We start from the raw sequence: 17,076 nt of genomic DNA on the forward strand, positions 1-17,076 counted from the left end.
TTTCTCTGGGTTTTTTTTCCCCTTTTTTTTTGCTTGTTTCCCCCCCCCCCCCCCGGGCCGGCCGGCGTCACGTCACGTCACGTCGAAGAGCGACGTCTGCGCGACCCCGGCCGCCGCTCGCTCGGCCGCGTCACCGGGTCCCCGGCCTCCAGAGCCGACGCGCGACGCCGCAGGCCGAAGTCGGCCAGGGCCTCCGCCAGCTTGGTGACGGACGGTTCGGGGGACATGACGTCGACCCGCAGCCCGTGCTCCTCGGCCGTCTTGGCCGTCGCCGGGCCGATGCACGCGATGACCGTCACGTTGTGCGGCTTGCCGGCGATGCCGACCAGGTTCCGCACCGTGGACGACGAGGTGAACAGCACCGCGTCGAAGCCGCCGCCCTTGATCGCCTCGCGGGTCGTGGCCGGCGGCGGCGAGGCGCGCACCGTCCGGTAGGCGGTGACGTCGTCGACCTCCCAGCCCAGCTCGATCAGCCCGGCGACCAGCGTCTCGGTCGCGATGTCGGCGCGGGGCAGGAAGACACGGTCGATCGGGTCGAAGACCGGGTCGTACGGGGGCCAGTCCTCCAGCAGACCGGCGGCCGACTGCTCACCGCTCGGCACCAGGTCCGGCTTCACCCCGAAGGCGACGAGGGCCTTCGCCGTCTGCTCGCCCACCGCGGCGACCTTGATGCCCGCGAAGGCACGGGCGTCGAGCCCGTACTCCTCGAACTTCTCCCGGACCGCCTTCACCGCGTTGACCGACGTGAACGCGATCCACTCGTACCGGCCCGTCACCAGGCCCTTGACCGCCCGCTCCATCTGCTGGGGCGTGCGCGGCGGCTCCACCGCGATGGTCGGCACCTCGCTCGGCACGGCCCCGTAGGACCGCAGCTGGTCGGAGAGCGACGCCGCCTGCTCCTTCGTGCGCGGCACGAGGACCTTCCAGCCGAACAGCGGCTTGGACTCGAACCACGACAACTGGTCACGCCGGGCGGGGGCGCTGCGCTCGCCGACCACGGCTATCACCGGCCGGCCACCGTCCGGGGACGGCAGCACCTTCGCCTGCTTCAGCGTCTGCGCGACCGTGCCGAGCGTCGCCGTCCAGGTGCGCTGCCGGGTCGTCGTACCGGCGATCGTGACCGTCAGCGGGGTGTCCGGCTTGCGGCCGGCCGACACCAGCTCACCGGCGGCCGCGGCCACCGAGTCGAGCGTCGTCGACACGACGACCGTCCCGTCCGAGGCACCCACCTCGGTCCAGCACCGGGCCGACGCCGTACGAGCGTCCACGAACCGCACGTCGGCACCCTCGGCGTCCCGCAGCGGCACACCGGCGTACGCGGGCACGCCGACGGCGTTCGCGATACCGGGGACGACCTCGAAGGGCACCCCCGCCGCGACGCACGCCAGCATCTCCTCGGCGGCGTACGTGTCGAGCCCGGGATCCCCGGTCACCGCACGCACGACCCGCCTGCCGCCCCGTGCGGCCTCCATGACAAGATGTGCGGCATCCCGCACAGCGGGGACGCCCACGGTCGTTGACGCACCGTCAACCACCGTCAGCTGGGGCGTGCCTGTGCCCGGATCCGAGGGATCGGCATCCGTGTGCATCTCGGTCACGCCCTGCCGCGCATGCGTACGCACCACGTCGAGCACCTCGTGCTCGGCGACGAGGACGTCCGCGTGCGCCAGCGCCTCCACGGCGCGCAGAGTCAGCAGTCCCGGATCTCCGGGTCCGGCACCGAGGAAGGTGACGTGCCCGTGGTCCGGACCGGCGGGAAGGGTGGTGGGGCTCACTGTGCTCGCTCCCCCATCAGACCGGCCGCGCCCTGGGCGAGCATCCCGGTGGCGAGTTCGCGACCGAGAGCCAGTGCCGCCTCGTGCGTTCCAGGCACGGGACCGGTGGTGGACAGCTGCACCAGCGTCGAGCCGTCGGTCGTGCCGACGACGCCGCGCAGGCGCATTTCCTTGACAGTCTGCCCGTCGGCCAGCAAGCCGGCCAGCGCGCCCACGGGAGCGCTGCAGCCGGCCTCCAGGGCGGCGAGCAGTGACCGCTCGGCCGTGACGGCGACCCGCGTGAACGGGTCGTCGAGTTCGGCGAGCGCGGCGACGAGATCCGCGCGGTCCGCGGCACACTCGATCGCCAGTGCCCCCTGGCCGGGGGCCGGCAGAACCGTGTCGACCGACAGGAAGTCGGTCACCTCGTCGATGCGGCCCACCCGGTTCAGCCCGGCGGCGGCCAGGACGACGGCGTCCAGCTCACCGCTGCGGACGTATCCGATGCGGGTGTCGACGTTGCCCCGGATCGGGACGGTCTCGATCTCCAGCCCGTGGGTACGGGCGTACGCGTTGAGCTGCGCCATGCGGCGCGGCGCGCCCGTGCCTATGCGCGCCCCGCGCGGGAGGTCGGTCAGCTTGCGCGCGTCCCGGGCGACGACCACGTCCCGCGGGTCCTCGCGCTCCGGTACGGCGGCCACCACCAGGCCCTCGTGCTGCGCGGTGGGGAGGTCCTTGAGCGAATGAACCGCGAAGTCCACCTCCCCCCGCAGCAGCGCCTCGCGCAGTGCGGCCACGAACACGCCCGTGCCGCCGATCTGCGCGAGTGCCTCGCGGGAGACGTCCCCGTACGTGGTGATCTCGACCAGCTCAACGGGCCGACCGGTCACCTGGCTCACGGCGTCCGCCACCTGCCCGGACTGGGCCATGGCGAGCTTGCTCCGCCTGGTCCCCAGCCTCAGTGCCTTCTCAGTCATGCCGGCCCTCGGTTCTTCTCAGTGCTGTTCTCGGCGCGGGAGACGGAGGCCACCGTCTCGGGGTCGAGGTCGAACAGGGTGCGCAGCGCGTCCGCGTACCCGGCGCCGCCGGGCTCGGCGGCGAGCTGCTTGACCCGTACCGTCGGCGCGTGCAGCAGCTTGTCGACCACACGCTTGACGGTCTGGGTGATCTCGGCGCGGTGTTTGTCGTCGAGGCCCGGCAGCCGCCCCTCCAGCCGGGCGACCTCGCCCGCCACCACCTCGGCGGCCATGCTGCGCAGCGCGACGACGGTGGGGGTGATGTGCGCGGCCCGCTGGGCGGCACCGAAGGCCGCGACCTCGTCGGCGACGATCCGGCGGACCATGTCGACGTCGGCCGCCATCGGCGCGTCGGCCGAGACGTCGGCGAGCGACTCGATGTCCACCAGCCGCACCCCGGCCAGCCGGTGCACGGCGGCGTCGATGTCGCGCGGCATGGCGAGGTCGAGCAGGAAGAGCACGGGCTGCGGGCGCGGCACCTCGGCGACCGGCTCGGGCCGCCGGCGCTCGGGAATGCGGCCCACGCTCGCGGCCGTCGCGGCGAGCGCGGCGATCAGCTCGGCGTCCGCCCCGGGGCTCGGGCGCCCGGCCTCGCGCGACCGGTCCGCGGCCGCGCCGCCCGCGGCCCACGCCCCGTGCTGCTCCAGCGTCGCCGCGTCCATGCCGGCCACGGCGGCCTCGCCCATGACGGAGAAGCCGGTCGGCACGGGCGACAGGTCGAGCGGGCAGTTCTCGTCGGCGCCGGCGGCCGGCGCCGGCGTGCCGGGGGCCTCCCGGACGACCGGTTCCCGGACGGCCCGCTCCCGTACGACGCCGGCGTGGGCGCCGTCCGCGGCGCGTACGCCGTCCGGCTCGGCGACCGGCGTACCGGCACGCCCCTCCACCGTCGCCGCCACGGCGTCCGCCGTGAGCACGAGCCCGGTCGCCCCGGTGCAGGAGACGGCCACGTCGGCACGTGTCAGTTCGTCCGGCACCGCGTCCATCGGTACCGCACGGGCCAGCACGTCCGTGTCGTCGCCCTCGGTCAGGATCCGGGCGAGCCGCTCGGCCCGCTCGAAGGTGCGGTTGGCGACGACGATCTCGGCGACCCCGGCCCGCGCCAGTGTGGCGGCGGCCAGCGAGGACATCGAACCGGCGCCGATGACCAGGGCCTTCCTGCCCCGCACCCACGTCCGGACGTCGGCCCCCGCCGCGAGCTGCTCCAGGCCGAAGGTGACCAGGGACTGCCCGGCACGGTCGATGCCGGTCTCGGAGTGGGCCCGCTTGCCGACCCGCAGCGCCTGCTGGAACAGGTCGTTCAGCAGCCGGCCGGCGGTGTTCAGCTCCTGCGCCCGGGCCAGGGCGTCCTTGATCTGGCCGAGGATCTGGCCCTCGCCCACCACCATCGAGTCGAGCCCGCAGGCCACCGAGAACAGGTGGTGGACGGCCCGGTCCTCGTAGTGCACGTAGAGATAAGGAGTGAGTTCCTCCAGGCCGACCCCGCTGTGCTGGGCGAGCAGCGTGGACAGCTCGGCGACACCGGCGTGGAACTTGTCCACGTCGGCGTACAGCTCGATGCGGTTGCAGGTGGCCAGGACCGCGGCCTCGGTGGCCGGTTCGGCGGCGACCGTGTCCTGGAGCAGCTTGAGCTGTGCGTCCGCGTTCAGCGACGCCCGTTCCAGGACGCTGACCGGAGCGCTGCGGTGGCTCAGTCCGACGACGAGGAGGCTCATGCCGGCATCACGGCGGGCACGTCCCCGTCGGGTCCCTGGTCGGCGGAGGGCTGCTTGCGGGCGACGGCGGGCGGCACGGCACCGGCGTCGGCCGCGGCCTCCTCGCCCGCCTTGCGCTGCTCGTGGAAGGCGAGGATCTGCAGCTCGATGGAGAGGTCGACCTTGCGCACGTCGACGCCGTCCGGCACGGACAGCACGGTCGGCGCGAAGTTCAGGATGGAGGTGACGCCGGCGGCCACGAGCCGGTCGCAGACCTGCTGGGCGGCACCGGCGGGGGTCGCGATCACACCGATGGAGACACCGTCGTCCTGGACGATCTTCTCCAGCTCGTCGGTGTGCTGCACCGGGATGCCGGCGACGGGCTTCCCGGCCATGCCCGGATCGGCGTCGATGAGCGCGGCGACCCGGAACCCGCGGGAGGCGAAGCCGCCGTAGTTGGCGAGCGCGGCGCCGAGGTTGCCGATACCGACGATCACCACCGGCCAGTCCTGGGTCAGCCCCAGCTCGCGGGAGATCTGGTAGACGAGATACTCGACGTCGTAGCCGACGCCCCGGGTCCCGTAGGAGCCGAGGTAGGAGAAGTCCTTGCGCAGCTTCGCGGAGTTGACTCCCGCCGCGGCCGCCAGCTCCTCGGAGGAGACCGTGGGCACCGAGCGCTCCGACAGTGCGGTGAGGGCTCGGAGGTACAGCGGAAGCCTGGCGACGGTGGCCTCGGGAATCCCTCGGCTACGGGTCGCCGGTCGGTGTGTTCGGCCAGTTGCCACGGTGCTCCTGCGGGTAGAGCGGGGCTGTAGGCGGTCATACGTCCCTACATGACCGCCCCGTCGAAAGCAGGCTATGTCTTTGTGAACACGTGCACAAAGATGGTGTCCGATTTGCCCAGCCAACGTGACCGGACTCACGCGCCCCCGGCGCGCGCACCGGGAACCGGCGCATACGCGCCCGCGCTCCTCTCCCATCGGAGGCAAAGCCGCACACACTCCTCACGATCAACGCCCCCGAGACCAAGACACCATCGATCCTAAGCGACCATCCGGACTACTTGGACTCGTCGGTCAGTGCCTTGCGCAGCCTCTCCTCGTTCACACGCCAGAAGGTGTGCTGCCTGCCGTCGACGAGGACGACCGGAATCTGCTCCCAGTACTGGTCGTGAAGTTCGCGGTCCCGGGTGATGTCCTTCCCCTCCCAGGGGACGCCGAGGTCGGCGCAGACCTTCTCGACGACGAGCTGTGCGTCATCACACAGGTGACAGCCGGGTTTGCGGATGAGGGTGACGAGATGGTTCTCGGAGTACTCAGGGGACTGCGCGGCCTGCGCGGCCTGGGCAGGCTTGCGGCGGAAGAGGGGACTCATGCCGGCCATTCTCGCGCGCACGGCCCCGGGAGCCGACCCCCGCGCGGGGAGCGGTCCGACTGCCGGGCCGGCACACCGGCCCGCCCGGCCGGCCGGCCCCTCGACGGCACGGTCGCCCAGAGTTCACGGTCTCCGAACCTTCCGGCTCCGAAGCCTCCGAACAAACTGGCTATGCTCACGGACATGGCCGCTCTTCGATGGCTCACTCCCCGTAGGCGCTCCGCCACGGCGCGGAGCGTGTTGGCAGGCGAGGCCTCGGCCGAGGCCGCCCGCAAATCCGCCCAGTCCGCGGAGGGCACCGCCCCGGGCACGGGCTCGGAACCCGACTTCCCGGTCCACGGCGACGACAGGGCGGCCGCCTTCTTCGACCTCGACAACACGGTCATGCAGGGCGCCGCGATCTTCCACTTCGGCCGGGGCCTGCACAAGCGGAAGTTCTTCGAGACCCGCGACCTCGCCCGGTTCGCCTGGCAGCAGGCGTACTTCCGGCTCGCCGGACTTGAGGACCCGGAGCACATGCAGGACGCCCGCGACTCCGCGCTGTCGATCGTCAAGGGCCACCGCGTCTCCGAGCTGAGGTCGATCGGCGAGGAGATCTACGACGAGTACATGGCCGAGCGCATCTGGCCCGGCACCCGCGCCCTCGCCCAGGCCCACCTGGACGCCGGGCAGAAGGTCTGGCTGGTCACCGCCGCCCCGGTGGAGATCGCCCAGGTGATCGCCCGCCGCCTGGGGCTGACCGGTGCGCTCGGCACGGTGGCCGAGTCCATCGGCGGCGTCTACACGGGCAAGCTGGTCGGCGAACCGCTGCACGGCCCCGCGAAGGCCGAGGCGGTCCGGGCCCTGGCCGCGGCGGAGGCCCTGGACCTGTCCCGCTGCGCCGCCTACAGCGACTCCCACAACGACATCCCGATGCTGTCGCTGGTCGGACACCCGTACGCCATCAACCCGGACTCCAAGCTGCGCAAGCACGCCCGCGAGCTGGAATGGCGCCTGCGCGACTACCGCACCGGCCGCAAGGCGGCCAAGGTCGGCATCCCGGCGGCCGCGGGCGTCGGGGCCGTGGCCGGCGGCACCGCGGCGGCCATCGCGCTGCACCGCCGCCGCCGTTGACCCAAGCCATGTGACGTACCCCCGGGACGCCCTCCCCAGTCCCCTTTCCCCACATTGGCCACAACACGCTCGGTAGCCACCAGGAATCCGAACCGTTCCGGTCACCAACCGATCACCCTGTCATATCCGATCGAGCGTCAATCGGGCACGGAAGCGACGTAATCGATGATTTGAGCAACTGGGCGTAGCAGGGCCTGTACGAAGCGTTATTCTCCTCAGACGCATTCCGGCACCCCACCTTCGCTACGACGGGTGAATGGTTCCGTACTGCACGTGATGGAAGCTCTGCCTCTGGGAGTCCCGTGTACCCACACGTCGGGGTTGACGCCTCGGGCCTGGCTACGCTGCGCGCAACGGTCAAATCAGCCCAGGACCTGTTGCGCGTCTTCGTCCCCACCGCGTACGCCGTCCCCGCCCTCGCCGCGGCCACCGCCCCCGTCGGCCCGTGCTACGCACTGGCCGACGGAAGCGCCGCCGTCGGCAGACGAGCGCGGTCGTCCTCGTCCGGGGCCGCCGCCACCACCCACCGCCGTCCCGCCGCGGACAGCGACAGCGCCCGCATGATGGATCTGGTCGAGCGGGCCCAGGCCGGCGAGGCCGACGCCTTCGGACGGCTCTACGACCAGTACAGCGACACCGTGTACCGCTACATCTACTACCGCGTGGGCGGCAAGGCGACCGCCGAGGACCTCACCAGCGAGACCTTCCTGCGGGCCCTCAGGCGCATCGGCACCTTCACCTGGCAGGGCCGCGACTTCGGCGCCTGGCTGGTGACCATCGCCCGCAACCTCGTCGCCGACCACTTCAAGTCCAGCCGCTTCCGCCTGGAGGTCACCACCGGCGAGATGCTCGACGCCAACGAGGTCGAGCGGTCCCCCGAGGACTCCGTCCTCGAATCGCTCTCCAACGCCGCCCTGCTGGAGGCCGTGCGCCGCCTCAACCCGCAGCAGCAGGAGTGCGTGACCCTGCGCTTCCTCCAGGGCCTGTCGGTCGCCGAGACCGCCCGCGTCATGGGCAAGAACGAGGGCGCCATCAAGACGCTCCAGTACCGGGCCGTACGCACCCTCGCCCGGCTGCTTCCGGACGACGCGCGCTGAGATCCCGGCGCCCCACGGAAGGCGCCCTCCACACCGAAACTCTCCGCATTCCCCAAGTCACCACCGGTGAGCACCCGTTGGGTTCGCGATCCGATCATCCACCGTCCGTAACCCAAGTGCCACGCCGCTCGTTGTGCGGGATGCAGGCTCCCTGTGGTCACCCCCTGGTCGGCTCCGATCACACGATCGGGTGGTCCCGATCAGGGTGTGCAACCCTCAGGACCCCCTGGGGAGTCGACCGTCATGACGAGAGGAGGTGCCGCCAGTGATCGCGAACGTATCGGCACACCGGCGGGCGAACGCCTTCGCCCAGGCTCTGGAGGAGCAGTCCGATCCCGGGGCGGCGGCCGAGCAGTCCGGAGGACCGGCAGACGCCGGGGCCACCGCGGAACCGACCGGGCAGGGTCGCCTGTTGGCCCTCGCCACCGGCCTGGAGACGCTGCCCCGGCCCACGCTGGACCCCGAGGTCAAGGTCGTCCAGCGGGCTCAGCTGGTGGCCGCGTTCGAAGCCATGCTCCAGGAGGGCACCGCGGCCGGCGCGGCTGCGGCCACGCCGGTTCCGGAGCAGCGCCGGACGCGCGGCACGCACCGGGCGACCCCGCTCCAGAGGTTCCGGCCCCGCTCACGGCTGGCCAAGGGCCTCACCGCGGGCGGACTGAGCGTGAGCGTGGCCGCCGGAGCCTTCGGCGGAGTCGCCGCCGCCAGTTCGGACGCCCTGCCCGGCGATTCGCTCTACGGCCTCAAGCGCGGCATAGAGGACTTCCGCCTCGGTCTCACCGACGGGGACGACGAGCGCGGCGAAGCCTATCTGGACCTGGCCTCGACCCGGCTCAACGAGGCGCGCCGGCTGATGGAGCGCGGCCGCAGCGGTCCCCTCGACCACGAGTCCCTCGGCGAGATCCGCCGCGCCCTGTCCGGTATGCGGCACGACGCGTCCGAGGGCCACCGGCTGCTCAGCGCGGCCTACGCCCGGGACCCCGGGTCGCTGGCCCCCATGCAGGCGCTGTCCGCCTTCTCCCGGTCCCACCGGGAGGCCTGGGGAGCACTGCGCGAGCGGCTGCCCGTGCAGCTCGGGGACGTCAGCGAACAGGTGTCGTCGGTCTTCGACGCCATAGAGGACGACGTGGCCCCGCTGCAGTCCATGCTGCCGCGGCCACCGGCCCAGGAGGACGACCGGGGCGGCGACGGCGGCGGCGACCGCCGGGGCGGTTCCGAGTCGGCGACCACCGACACCCCCGGCTCCGGCCGCACCGCGGCGCCCAGCGCGGGCGACGGCGGTACGTCCGAGCGAGGGCGCACGGACAGCGGCAGGCCCAGCGAGTCCACCGACTCCGGCACCGGCGACGACGGCCTGCTCGGCGGCAACACGGGCGGCCTGCTCGACCCGCCGAAGAACAGCAGCCCCGCCGCCCCGTCCACGGGCGGCAACACCCCGCCCACCGAGCCGGACGTCACCCTGCCACCGCTCCTCCCCGGCCTGCTGCCCGGCCTGGCCATCGAGGCCGAGGACGCCGACTGAACCGGACGACGGCACACCGACGGGGGCGCCCCTCAGGCGAGGGGCGCCCCCGTTCGCGTACGATCCTCGGCCGGTCGGGACCGGTCGGGGATCAGAAGAACACCGACCGCCGCTGCACCAGCAGCTTGTACAGCGTGTGCTGGATCTGCTCCCGCACCTGGTCGGTCAGGTTGAACATCAGCATGGGGTCCTCCGCCGCCTCCGGCGGATAGCCGTCCGTGGGGATCGGCTCCCCGAACTGGATCGTCCACTTCGTCGGCAACGGCACCGCGCCGAGCGGACCCAGCCACGGGAAGGTCGGCGTGAGCGGGAAGTACGGGAAGCCCAGCACCCGCGCCAGGGTCTTGGCGTTCCCGATCATCGGGTAGATCTCCTCCGCCCCGACGATCGAGCACGGGATGATCGGCGTCCCCTGCCGCAGTGCCGTGGACACGAAGCCGCCCCGGCCGAAACGCTGCAGCTTGTAGCGCTCTCCGAACGGCTTGCCGATGCCCTTGAAGCCCTCCGGCATCACCCCGACCAGCTCGCCCTGACCGAGCAGCCGTTCGGCGTCCTCCGCACAGGCCAGGGTGTGGCCGAGCTTGCGGGCCAGCTCGTTGACGACCGGCAGCACGAACACCAGGTCCGCCGCCAGCAGCCGCAGGTGCCGGCCCGCCGGATGGTGGTCGTGCACGGCGACCTGCATCATCAGGCCGTCCAGCGGCAGCGTCCCGGAGTGGTTGGCGACGATCAGCGCACCGCCCTCGGCCGGGATGTTCTCCACGCCCTTCACCTCGACCCGGAAGTACTTCTCGTACACCGGCCGCAGCACGGACATCAGCACCTGGTCGGTCAGCTCGGCGTCGTAGCCGAAGTCGTCGACCTCGTAGTCGCCGGTGAGGCGACGGCGCAGGAAGGCCAGGCCACCCGCGACACGCCGTTCCAGGCCGGCGAACGCGTCCTCGCCGCCGTCCACGTCCTCCGCACGCGCACCGGGCGACTCCCGCGCCTCCTCCGCCATGCCTGCATCGTCCTCTGCGGCGCCCCGCACCGGCAGGGGCGGCACCTCGCGCACCGGCACCGACTCCGCCGTGCCCTTGCGCCGGCTCCCCGCGCCCCGGCGCCGCGCCGGGCGCTGTGCCGCCGCACTCCCGCCGCTCGCACCACTGCCCCGCGACCGGTCGTCGTCGAACGGAATGACCTTGGCGTCCGCCATCGTTGCTGCGCTCCTCAGTTGGCGCTCTGCGTCGGGAGGTGGCCGCTGCCCCGCAGGGACAGCGTCGCGATCCGGTCGACGGCCCCCGCGAGGGCCTCGGGCGGCAGCAGTCCGGCCCCGCGGCCGCGCGCGAAGTCCGTGAACGCCCCGGACGTCGTGTACTTCGGCCGAAAACCCAGGGTCTCGCGCATCTGCGTGGTGTCCACCGCCCGCCCGTGGGTGAGCAGTCGGATCTGCTCGGGGGAGAAGTCCGTCATCCCCAGCGTACGCACGAGCGTGCCCGCCCAGGTGACCGCGGGCAGCAGCAGCGGGACGGTGGGGCGGCCCAGCCGGCGCGAGCACTGGGAGAGCAGCAGGACGCCGTCGCCGGCGATGTTGAACGTGCCGCTGTTCAGCGTGCCCCGCCGCGGCTCGTGCGAGGAAATGCGCAGCACCTCGATCACGTCGTCCTCGTGCACGAACTGCAGCCGGGGGTCGTAGCCGAACACCGTCGGCAGCACCGGCAGCCCGAAGTACGAGGCGAGCGGGGTGTCCGCACCCGGGCCCAGGATGTTGGCGAACCGCAGGACGGTCACCGCCACGTCGGGCCGCCGGCGCGCGAACCCGCGTACGTACCCCTCGACCTCCACCGCGTCCTTGGCGAAGCCACCGCTGGGCAGGGACTTGGGGGCCGTGGTCTCGGTGCAGACGGCCGGGTCGCGCGGCGCGGACCCGTAGACGTTCGTACTGGACTTCACCACGAGCCGCTGCACGGTCGGCGACTTCTGACAGGCACCGAGGAGCTGCATCGTGCCGATGACGTTGGTCTCCTTGACCGACGTACGGCTGCCGCTGCCCAGCGGCGTGCCCGTGACGTCCAGGTGGACGACCGTGTCGGCGCCCGTCTCGGCGACGATCCTGCCGATGGCCGACTGCCGGATGTCGGCCCGGACGAACTCGGCGCCGCCCAGGTGGTGCTCCGGCGCCACGGCGTCCACGGCCACGACCCGCTCCACGTCGGGATCACGCTGGATGCGCCGCACGAACCGGCCCCCCAGCTGACGGGCCACTCCGGTCACGAGCACGACCTTGCCCAAGATCAGCGCCTTCCTTCCGACCTACTCCGTAGCCTGCCGCGTTCCCGCCTGCGGGCCAACTTAGCCGGTCGGTGCTGCCCCGTGACGACCACCGGACGCGGCACGTGACGAGAATTCGCGGATACGGCCGAGACCCGCCGGACACGACTGTGGCCCCCCACCGGATGCGGTGGGGGGCCACAGGACACGCTGACGGCGCAGCGTCGCCTACTTCTTGTTGCGACGCTGAACGCGCGTGCGCTTGAGCAGCTTGCGGTGCTTCTTCTTGGCCATCCGCTTGCGCCGCTTCTTGATAACAGAGCCCACGACTACCCTCGCTCACTTCTCATCACTCGGTTGCTGGGCGCCATGGGCCCATACGACCTACGAGGGGTCAGCCTACCCGCCCGAGCGCTGAGGTCGTAATCGAGGTGCCGGGGAGGGCCCGGGAGGCCGGGGGAGGCCCCGATCGGCCGTGAAAGCCTCCCCCGGACCGCCGTCAGGCCGTTTCCACCCCCACGTAACTCTCGCGGAGGTACTCGTGAACCGCTTGCTCCGGGACACGGAACGACCGTCCCACCCGGATCGCGGGCAGATGACCGCTGTGCACCAACCGGTACACGGTCATCTTGGACACGCGCATCACCGAGGCGACCTCCGCCACGGTAAGGAACTGAACCTCGTTCAGAGGCCTTTCGCCAGCTGCAGCCATGACACACCTGAACCTTCCGCACTCGACGGCCACCGGCTTCCCCTCCCGGTGACTCTTCGTCGCTGCGTGCTCACTCCCCAATGTAGGGGCGGGTGATGCGAATGGGGAAGAGGTGCACCCATCGCTTCCCTACCGTGACAGACACGCCCGATTGAGTACGTAGCGGATGAGCGGCCGGTAGTACTCGGACCGCACGGCGTCGTCGAGCGGAACGACGACGGACACGGCCCCCTCCGCCTGACCGACGAAGAGCGCGGGATCGTCCGTGTCGGCCGGCCCGACGGCCTCGAACCCCAGCTGACCTGCTCCGCAGACCCAGCCGTGGTCTCCGATCACCAGCTCGGGAAGCGGCCCGCCGGCCTCGGCCGCGGCGGCCAGCGCGGTACGGACCGGGAGCGGCGAATGCGTGTGTGCGCCGGGCTCACCACCGGCGCGCCCGGCGCCGGATTCCCGCACCAGGGCGACGCCCCGGACGTAGTCGAGGTGGTGCGTGCGTAGACCGAACCGGGTCGTTATGTCGATACGGCGACCCTGCGCCGGGGTGAGAACAGCACATCCAGCCGCCGACAGCGCCTCGGCCAAGGCGGCGTAGAAGCCGAGCAACCGGTGGGGGTGCCCGGTGCCGAGGAGGACCGGTGCGCGTCGCTGAGCGACCGCGGCGAGCCGAGCGGCGAAGGCCTCGAGGGCGGCCAGTGTCCGGTCGGGATCGATCACATCCTGACCTGAAGTGTCCCGCGGATCGGCCGAGACCCCGCACCTGTCCGCCATCAGCCCGAGCAGGTCCCGCTGCCCCCAGTCCCCCACCGGGTCGATCCCGAGCAGCACCCGCGGGTCACGGGCGGCGAACAACCGGTAACTCCGCAGACTCGCCTCACGAGAAGTCGCCACGACCCCGGCGAGACGTACGTCCAGAAGATGAGCCCGAAGAGCTCCACGGGTCAGCACGCACCCGATGCTGCCGGTTCCCCCGTCCCGGGAAGGGGGGAACACGGGAATCCACCCACGGTCGGCGTAACGGGCGGCGCCCCCGGCCACCGCCGAGGCGGCTGCTCAGCCGTCGCGGTCGCGGGCCTCGCGCCTCCCCCGTACCGGAACGGCCCGAAAGGTCCCCCCCAGGGGCGGCGCGGAGGGGAGCGCCGGCTCCCGCAGCGCCGGGCCCCACGCCGGCCCGCACCACGCCGGCCCGCACCACGCCGGCCCGCACCACGCCGGGCAACGGACATGCCGGCACCCAGCACCCAGCACGCGAGCCACCGCCGAGCCACCGTCACGCCAGCAGCCCCCGCAGCGGGAACACCGCCCGCCGAGCAGCCAGCACCGCCTGATCCAACCGGTCCGCGGGGTCGTACCCGGCCTCCCACGGCGCCCACTCCACCGGCCACCGCCCGTCGGTCATCCGCTGCGGCGCCAGCTGCCGCGTCCGCGCGAACACCTCCTGCCGCCACCCCTGCGGGATCACCGTCTCCGGCGCCACCGGCCGCCCTGCCGCGATCCCGACCAGATGGGTCCACGACCGCGGCACGACGTCCACCACGGCGTATCCGCCCCCGCCCAGCGCCACCCACCGCCCCGCGGCGTACTCGTGCGCCAGCTCGTGGCACGCCACCTGCACCGCCCGCTGCGCGTCCAGCGACACCGCCAGGTGCGCGAGCGGATCCTCGAAGTGCGTGTCCGCCCCGTGCTGCGTCACCAGCACCTGCGGCCGGAAGTCCGCGAGGACCTCCGGCACCACCGCGTGGAACGCCCGCAGCCACCCCGCGTCCCCGGTCCCCGCCGGCAACGCGACGTTCACCGCCGACCCCTCCGCACCGTCCGCCCCGGTCTCCTCCGGCCACCCGGTCTGCGGGAACAGCGTCCGCGGATGCTCGTGCAGCGACACCGTCAGCACGCGCGGGTCCTCCCAGAACGCCGCCTGCACCCCGTCCCCGTGGTGCACGTCCACATCGACGTACGCGACCCGCTCGGCCCCCAGCTCCAGCAGTCGCGCGATCGCCAGCGCCGCGTCGTTGTACACGCAGAACCCCGAGGCCGCGCCCGGCATCGCGTGGTGCAGTCCGCCCGCGAAGTTCACCGCGTGCTGCGCTTCCCCGCGCCACACCGCCTCCGCCGCCCCCACCGACTGCCCGGCGATCAGCGAGGACACCCCGTGCATCCCCGCGAAGGCCGGATCGTCGACCGTCCCGAGCCCGTACGACCCGTCCGCCGCGCCCGGGTCGTCGGAGGCCGCCTTCACCGCGTCGATGTAGTCCTGCCGGTGAACCAGCCGCAGTGTCGACTCCCCGGCCGGCCGCGCCGCGACGACCTCCACCTCCCGGTCGAGCCCCAGGGCACCGACCAGTCCTCGCGTCAGGGCGAGCCGGACCGGATCCATCGGATGCTCCGGCCCGAAGTCATACCCCGTTACTGCCTCGTCCCACATCAGCTGTGCGCGGCCGCTCATGCCCGCCACCGTATCGGTCCGGTTGAGCCTCGAACGACCTGGCGCAGACGACGGTCACCAGCACCAACACCATGGGCACGAGCATCGCCCCCCCGATAGCTCCAGGAATCGCCGAGCGCCCCGACCAGTGGCGAACCGACCAGAAAACCGACGTAGTTGAAGACGTTGAGGCGGGCCACCGTAGCGTCGGCCGCCCCGGGACCCCCGCCCCGCTCGGCGGCGAGCCGCCCGGCCGCCGCGAACGTCTGCGGCACCAGCACGCACAGCCCCAGCCCGACCAGCGTGAACCCGAGCATCCCCACCCACGCCCCCGGCGCCGCGGCCACCACCGCGAACCCGCCCGCCGCGACGACCGCGCCCGCCCGCACCACCGCCACGGCCCCGAACCGCCGCACCCCGAAGTCCCCGACGGCCCGCCCCACCAGCGTGGTCACCATGTACGCGTTGTACGGCACGGTCGCCAGCTGCTCCGAACCGCCCAGCACGTCCTGGAGGTACTTCGCGCTCCAGTTGGAGACGGTCGAGTCCCCGATGTACGCGAACGACATCACCAGACACAGCGGCAGCAGCACCGCGAACCCGACGCCCGCACCGCCCTCCTTCCCCACCCCCCGGAGACCGGCCCCGCCGTCCCCCTCGCCCCCGTCGACATACCAGCGGCTCCCCGCCAGCACGGCCGGCAACAGCACCGCCACGACCGGCAGGTACGCCACCCACAACGCCGACTGCCCGTGCGCACCCACCCATGCCAGCGAGGCGCCCAGAATCCCTCCCAGGCTGTACGCCGCGTGGAAGCCCAGCATGATGCTGCGCCCGTACGACCGCTGCAGGCTCACCCCGAGCATGTTCATCGACGCGTCCAGGGCGCCCACGGCGAGCCCGAAGGCGGCCAGCGCGACGGCGAGCACCGTCATCCGGTCCCCCACCCCCACGCCGAGCAGCGCCAGGAGCACCACGGGCTGGGACCAGCGCAGCAGCCGGCTCGGCCGTACCCGCCGCACCAACCGCCCGGTCACCACGCTTCCGACGCCCGCCAGGATCGGCACGGCGGCCAGGAACACGGGCAGGAGCGCGTCGGAGACGCCGTACCGGTCCTGGATGGCGGGGATGCGCGTGACGAGCAGGGCGAAGGCGACGCCCTGGGCGAAGAAGCCGAACGCCAGCGAGCCCCTGCCGCGCCGCAGCACATCAGTCATGGCGGCGAGCGTAGGGCCCGCACCTACCCGTGGGTAGATCCGGCCGAAGATGAACCAGTCTCAGCTTCGCCCGGCCCGTCGGCGAGAGCCCCCGTCGGTCGGGCGGCTCACCCTGTCCCCAGCAGGTCCGCCAGTTCCCCCATGTCCCCGAAGAGCCGGCCGGCCTCGGCGAGCCTCGCGGCCGGCGTCATCGCGGTGAACCCCAGGACGTCCATCCCGGCGGCGACGGCCGCCCGTACGCCCAGCGGACTGTCCTCGATCACGACGCACCGCTGCGGCGCGACTCCCATCCGCTCCGCCGCGTACAGGAACAGGTCCGGCGCGGGCTTGCCTCTCCCCACGTCCTGGGAGCTGAAGATCCGTTCGTCCCCGAACCACCGGTCCAGCCCGGTCTTCCGGTGCCCCACCCGGATCCGCTCGTGGCTCCCGGAAGAGGCCACGCAGTACGCCACCCCGTCCGCCGCGAGCTTCTCGAGCACGTCGACGGCCCCGGGCACGGGCTCCAGGTCCCGTTCGAACGCGGCGAACACCCGCTGGTGGAAGACGTCGTCGAAGTCCTCGGGCAGCCGCCGCCCGGTCCGCTCCAGCACGAGGTCGTGCACCCGGTGCATCGCGGCACCCATGTAGTCCCGGAGGGAGTCGTCGTACGACGTCGGGTGTCCCAGCTCGGTCAGGTAGCCGGCCAGGAGCCGGTTGGAAATGGGTTCGCTGTCGACGAGCACTCCGTCGTTGTCGAAGATGACCAGTTCGTAGCGCATACCAGGACACTAAACGCAGAAAACCCCGCACCGTTCCCGGTGCGGGGTTTTCTCGCAATAATTGTTCGGCGGCGTCCTACTCTCCCACAGGGTCCCCCCTGCAGTACCATCGGCGCTGTAAGGCTTAGCTTCCGGGTTCGAAATGTAGCTTCCGGG

At 72.3% G+C, this 17,076-nt stretch carries 15 protein-coding genes, 1 rRNA gene and 1 pseudogene; 3 read left to right on the top strand and 14 right to left on the bottom strand.

Going from position 1 to position 17,076, the window contains the following annotated elements; all coding sequences use genetic code 11:
* Nucleotides 1-77: 77 nt before the first annotated feature.
* From ACVV2G_RS31815 to ACVV2G_RS31835, 5 genes are all read right to left on the bottom strand, one after another.
* On the bottom strand, nucleotides 78-1,775 hold the full coding sequence (locus ACVV2G_RS31815; RefSeq protein ID WP_453846265.1) for a bifunctional uroporphyrinogen-III C-methyltransferase/uroporphyrinogen-III synthase: 1,698 nt from the start codon (nucleotides 1,773-1,775) through the stop codon (nucleotides 78-80).
* Nucleotides 1,772-2,731 (bottom strand): hydroxymethylbilane synthase, encoded by a 960-nt coding sequence (gene hemC, locus ACVV2G_RS31820; RefSeq protein WP_453846266.1) that lies wholly within the window; start codon nucleotides 2,729-2,731, stop codon nucleotides 1,772-1,774. Before hemC ends, ACVV2G_RS31815 begins: the two co-directional genes overlap by 4 nt.
* Nucleotides 2,728-4,482, bottom strand: a complete 1,755-nt coding sequence (locus tag ACVV2G_RS31825; protein ID WP_453846267.1) for a glutamyl-tRNA reductase — start codon at nucleotides 4,480-4,482, stop codon at nucleotides 2,728-2,730. The genes hemC and ACVV2G_RS31825 overlap by 4 nt, the downstream gene beginning before the upstream one ends.
* Nucleotides 4,479-5,246: a redox-sensing transcriptional repressor Rex gene (locus tag ACVV2G_RS31830; protein WP_453846268.1), complete on the bottom strand. Its 768-nt coding sequence runs from the start codon at nucleotides 5,244-5,246 to the stop codon at nucleotides 4,479-4,481. Before ACVV2G_RS31830 ends, ACVV2G_RS31825 begins: the two co-directional genes overlap by 4 nt.
* Before the next feature lie 274 nt (nucleotides 5,247-5,520).
* Nucleotides 5,521-5,844: a glutaredoxin family protein gene (locus tag ACVV2G_RS31835; RefSeq protein ID WP_453846269.1), complete on the bottom strand. Its 324-nt coding sequence runs from the start codon at nucleotides 5,842-5,844 to the stop codon at nucleotides 5,521-5,523.
* A 174-nt stretch (nucleotides 5,845-6,018) separates the two neighbouring features.
* Here ACVV2G_RS31835 and ACVV2G_RS31840 point away from each other — a divergent pair, with 174 nt between their 5' ends.
* The 3 genes from ACVV2G_RS31840 (at nucleotide 6,019) to ACVV2G_RS31850 (ending at nucleotide 9,564) form a co-directional block, all read left to right on the top strand.
* Nucleotides 6,019-6,948, top strand: coding sequence for an HAD family hydrolase (locus ACVV2G_RS31840; RefSeq protein WP_453846270.1), 930 nt, complete (start codon nucleotides 6,019-6,021; stop codon nucleotides 6,946-6,948).
* A gap of 302 nt (nucleotides 6,949-7,250) precedes the next feature.
* The gene (locus tag ACVV2G_RS31845) at nucleotides 7,251-8,045 is read left to right on the top strand and encodes an ECF subfamily RNA polymerase sigma factor, BldN family (RefSeq protein WP_453846271.1); all 795 of its coding nucleotides are present in this window, start codon (nucleotides 7,251-7,253) and stop codon (nucleotides 8,043-8,045) included.
* Between the two features lie 265 nt (nucleotides 8,046-8,310).
* On the top strand, nucleotides 8,311-9,564 hold the full coding sequence (locus tag ACVV2G_RS31850; RefSeq protein ID WP_453846272.1) for a DUF5667 domain-containing protein: 1,254 nt from the start codon (nucleotides 8,311-8,313) through the stop codon (nucleotides 9,562-9,564).
* A gap of 91 nt (nucleotides 9,565-9,655) precedes the next feature.
* On the opposite strand, the gene ACVV2G_RS31855 is transcribed toward ACVV2G_RS31850, so the two are convergent.
* The 9 genes and pseudogenes from ACVV2G_RS31855 to rrf all read right to left on the bottom strand — a co-directional run.
* Nucleotides 9,656-10,759, bottom strand: a complete 1,104-nt coding sequence (locus ACVV2G_RS31855) for a lysophospholipid acyltransferase family protein (RefSeq protein WP_453846273.1) — start codon at nucleotides 10,757-10,759, stop codon at nucleotides 9,656-9,658.
* Between the two features lie 14 nt (nucleotides 10,760-10,773).
* Complete coding sequence (locus ACVV2G_RS31860) at nucleotides 10,774-11,835, bottom strand: NAD-dependent epimerase/dehydratase family protein (protein WP_453846274.1); 1,062 nt, start codon at nucleotides 11,833-11,835, stop codon at nucleotides 10,774-10,776.
* A gap of 207 nt (nucleotides 11,836-12,042) precedes the next feature.
* Entirely contained in the window at nucleotides 12,043-12,141 is a 99-nt protein-coding gene (locus tag ACVV2G_RS31865) for a 30S ribosomal protein bS22 (protein ID WP_003948845.1), read from the bottom strand.
* Nucleotides 12,142-12,313: 172 nt separating this feature from the next.
* Complete coding sequence (locus tag ACVV2G_RS31870; RefSeq protein ID WP_004984898.1) at nucleotides 12,314-12,526, bottom strand: helix-turn-helix domain-containing protein; 213 nt, start codon at nucleotides 12,524-12,526, stop codon at nucleotides 12,314-12,316.
* 129 nt (nucleotides 12,527-12,655) lie between these two features.
* Nucleotides 12,656-13,471, bottom strand: coding sequence for a phosphatase (locus ACVV2G_RS31875; RefSeq protein WP_453846275.1), 816 nt, complete (start codon nucleotides 13,469-13,471; stop codon nucleotides 12,656-12,658).
* A gap of 322 nt (nucleotides 13,472-13,793) precedes the next feature.
* Complete coding sequence (locus ACVV2G_RS31880) at nucleotides 13,794-14,966, bottom strand: acetoin utilization protein AcuC (protein ID WP_453846276.1); 1,173 nt, start codon at nucleotides 14,964-14,966, stop codon at nucleotides 13,794-13,796.
* Nucleotides 14,917-16,162: pseudogene (locus tag ACVV2G_RS31885) on the bottom strand (MFS transporter). Before ACVV2G_RS31885 ends, ACVV2G_RS31880 begins: the two are co-directional and overlap by 50 nt.
* A gap of 107 nt (nucleotides 16,163-16,269) precedes the next feature.
* On the bottom strand, nucleotides 16,270-16,920 hold the full coding sequence (locus tag ACVV2G_RS31890; RefSeq protein ID WP_453846277.1) for an HAD family hydrolase: 651 nt from the start codon (nucleotides 16,918-16,920) through the stop codon (nucleotides 16,270-16,272).
* 63 nt (nucleotides 16,921-16,983) lie between these two features.
* Nucleotides 16,984-17,076, bottom strand: a 5S ribosomal RNA gene (rrf, locus tag ACVV2G_RS31895); the annotation flags it as partial.

The sequence above is a fragment of the Streptomyces sp. JK94 genome (assembly GCF_053613315.1).

What these genes read in the sequence shown, in the direction of transcription:
- hemC (WP_453846266.1), bottom strand. Translation starts at nt 2,731, where the DNA reads ATGACTGAGAAGGCACTGAGGCTGGGGACCAGGCGGAGCAAGCTCGCC.
- ACVV2G_RS31825 (WP_453846267.1), bottom strand. Translation starts at nt 4,482, where the DNA reads ATGAGCCTCCTCGTCGTCGGACTGAGCCACCGCAGCGCTCCGGTCAGC.
- ACVV2G_RS31835 (WP_453846269.1), bottom strand. Translation starts at nt 5,844, where the DNA reads ATGGCCGGCATGAGTCCCCTCTTCCGCCGCAAGCCTGCCCAGGCCGCG.
- ACVV2G_RS31840 (WP_453846270.1), top strand. Translation starts at nt 6,019, where the DNA reads ATGGCCGCTCTTCGATGGCTCACTCCCCGTAGGCGCTCCGCCACGGCG.
- ACVV2G_RS31855 (WP_453846273.1), bottom strand. Translation starts at nt 10,759, where the DNA reads ATGGCGGACGCCAAGGTCATTCCGTTCGACGACGACCGGTCGCGGGGC.
- ACVV2G_RS31870 (WP_004984898.1), bottom strand. Translation starts at nt 12,526, where the DNA reads ATGGCTGCAGCTGGCGAAAGGCCTCTGAACGAGGTTCAGTTCCTTACC.
- ACVV2G_RS31880 (WP_453846276.1), bottom strand. Translation starts at nt 14,966, where the DNA reads ATGAGCGGCCGCGCACAGCTGATGTGGGACGAGGCAGTAACGGGGTAT.
- ACVV2G_RS31890 (WP_453846277.1), bottom strand. Translation starts at nt 16,920, where the DNA reads ATGCGCTACGAACTGGTCATCTTCGACAACGACGGAGTGCTCGTCGAC.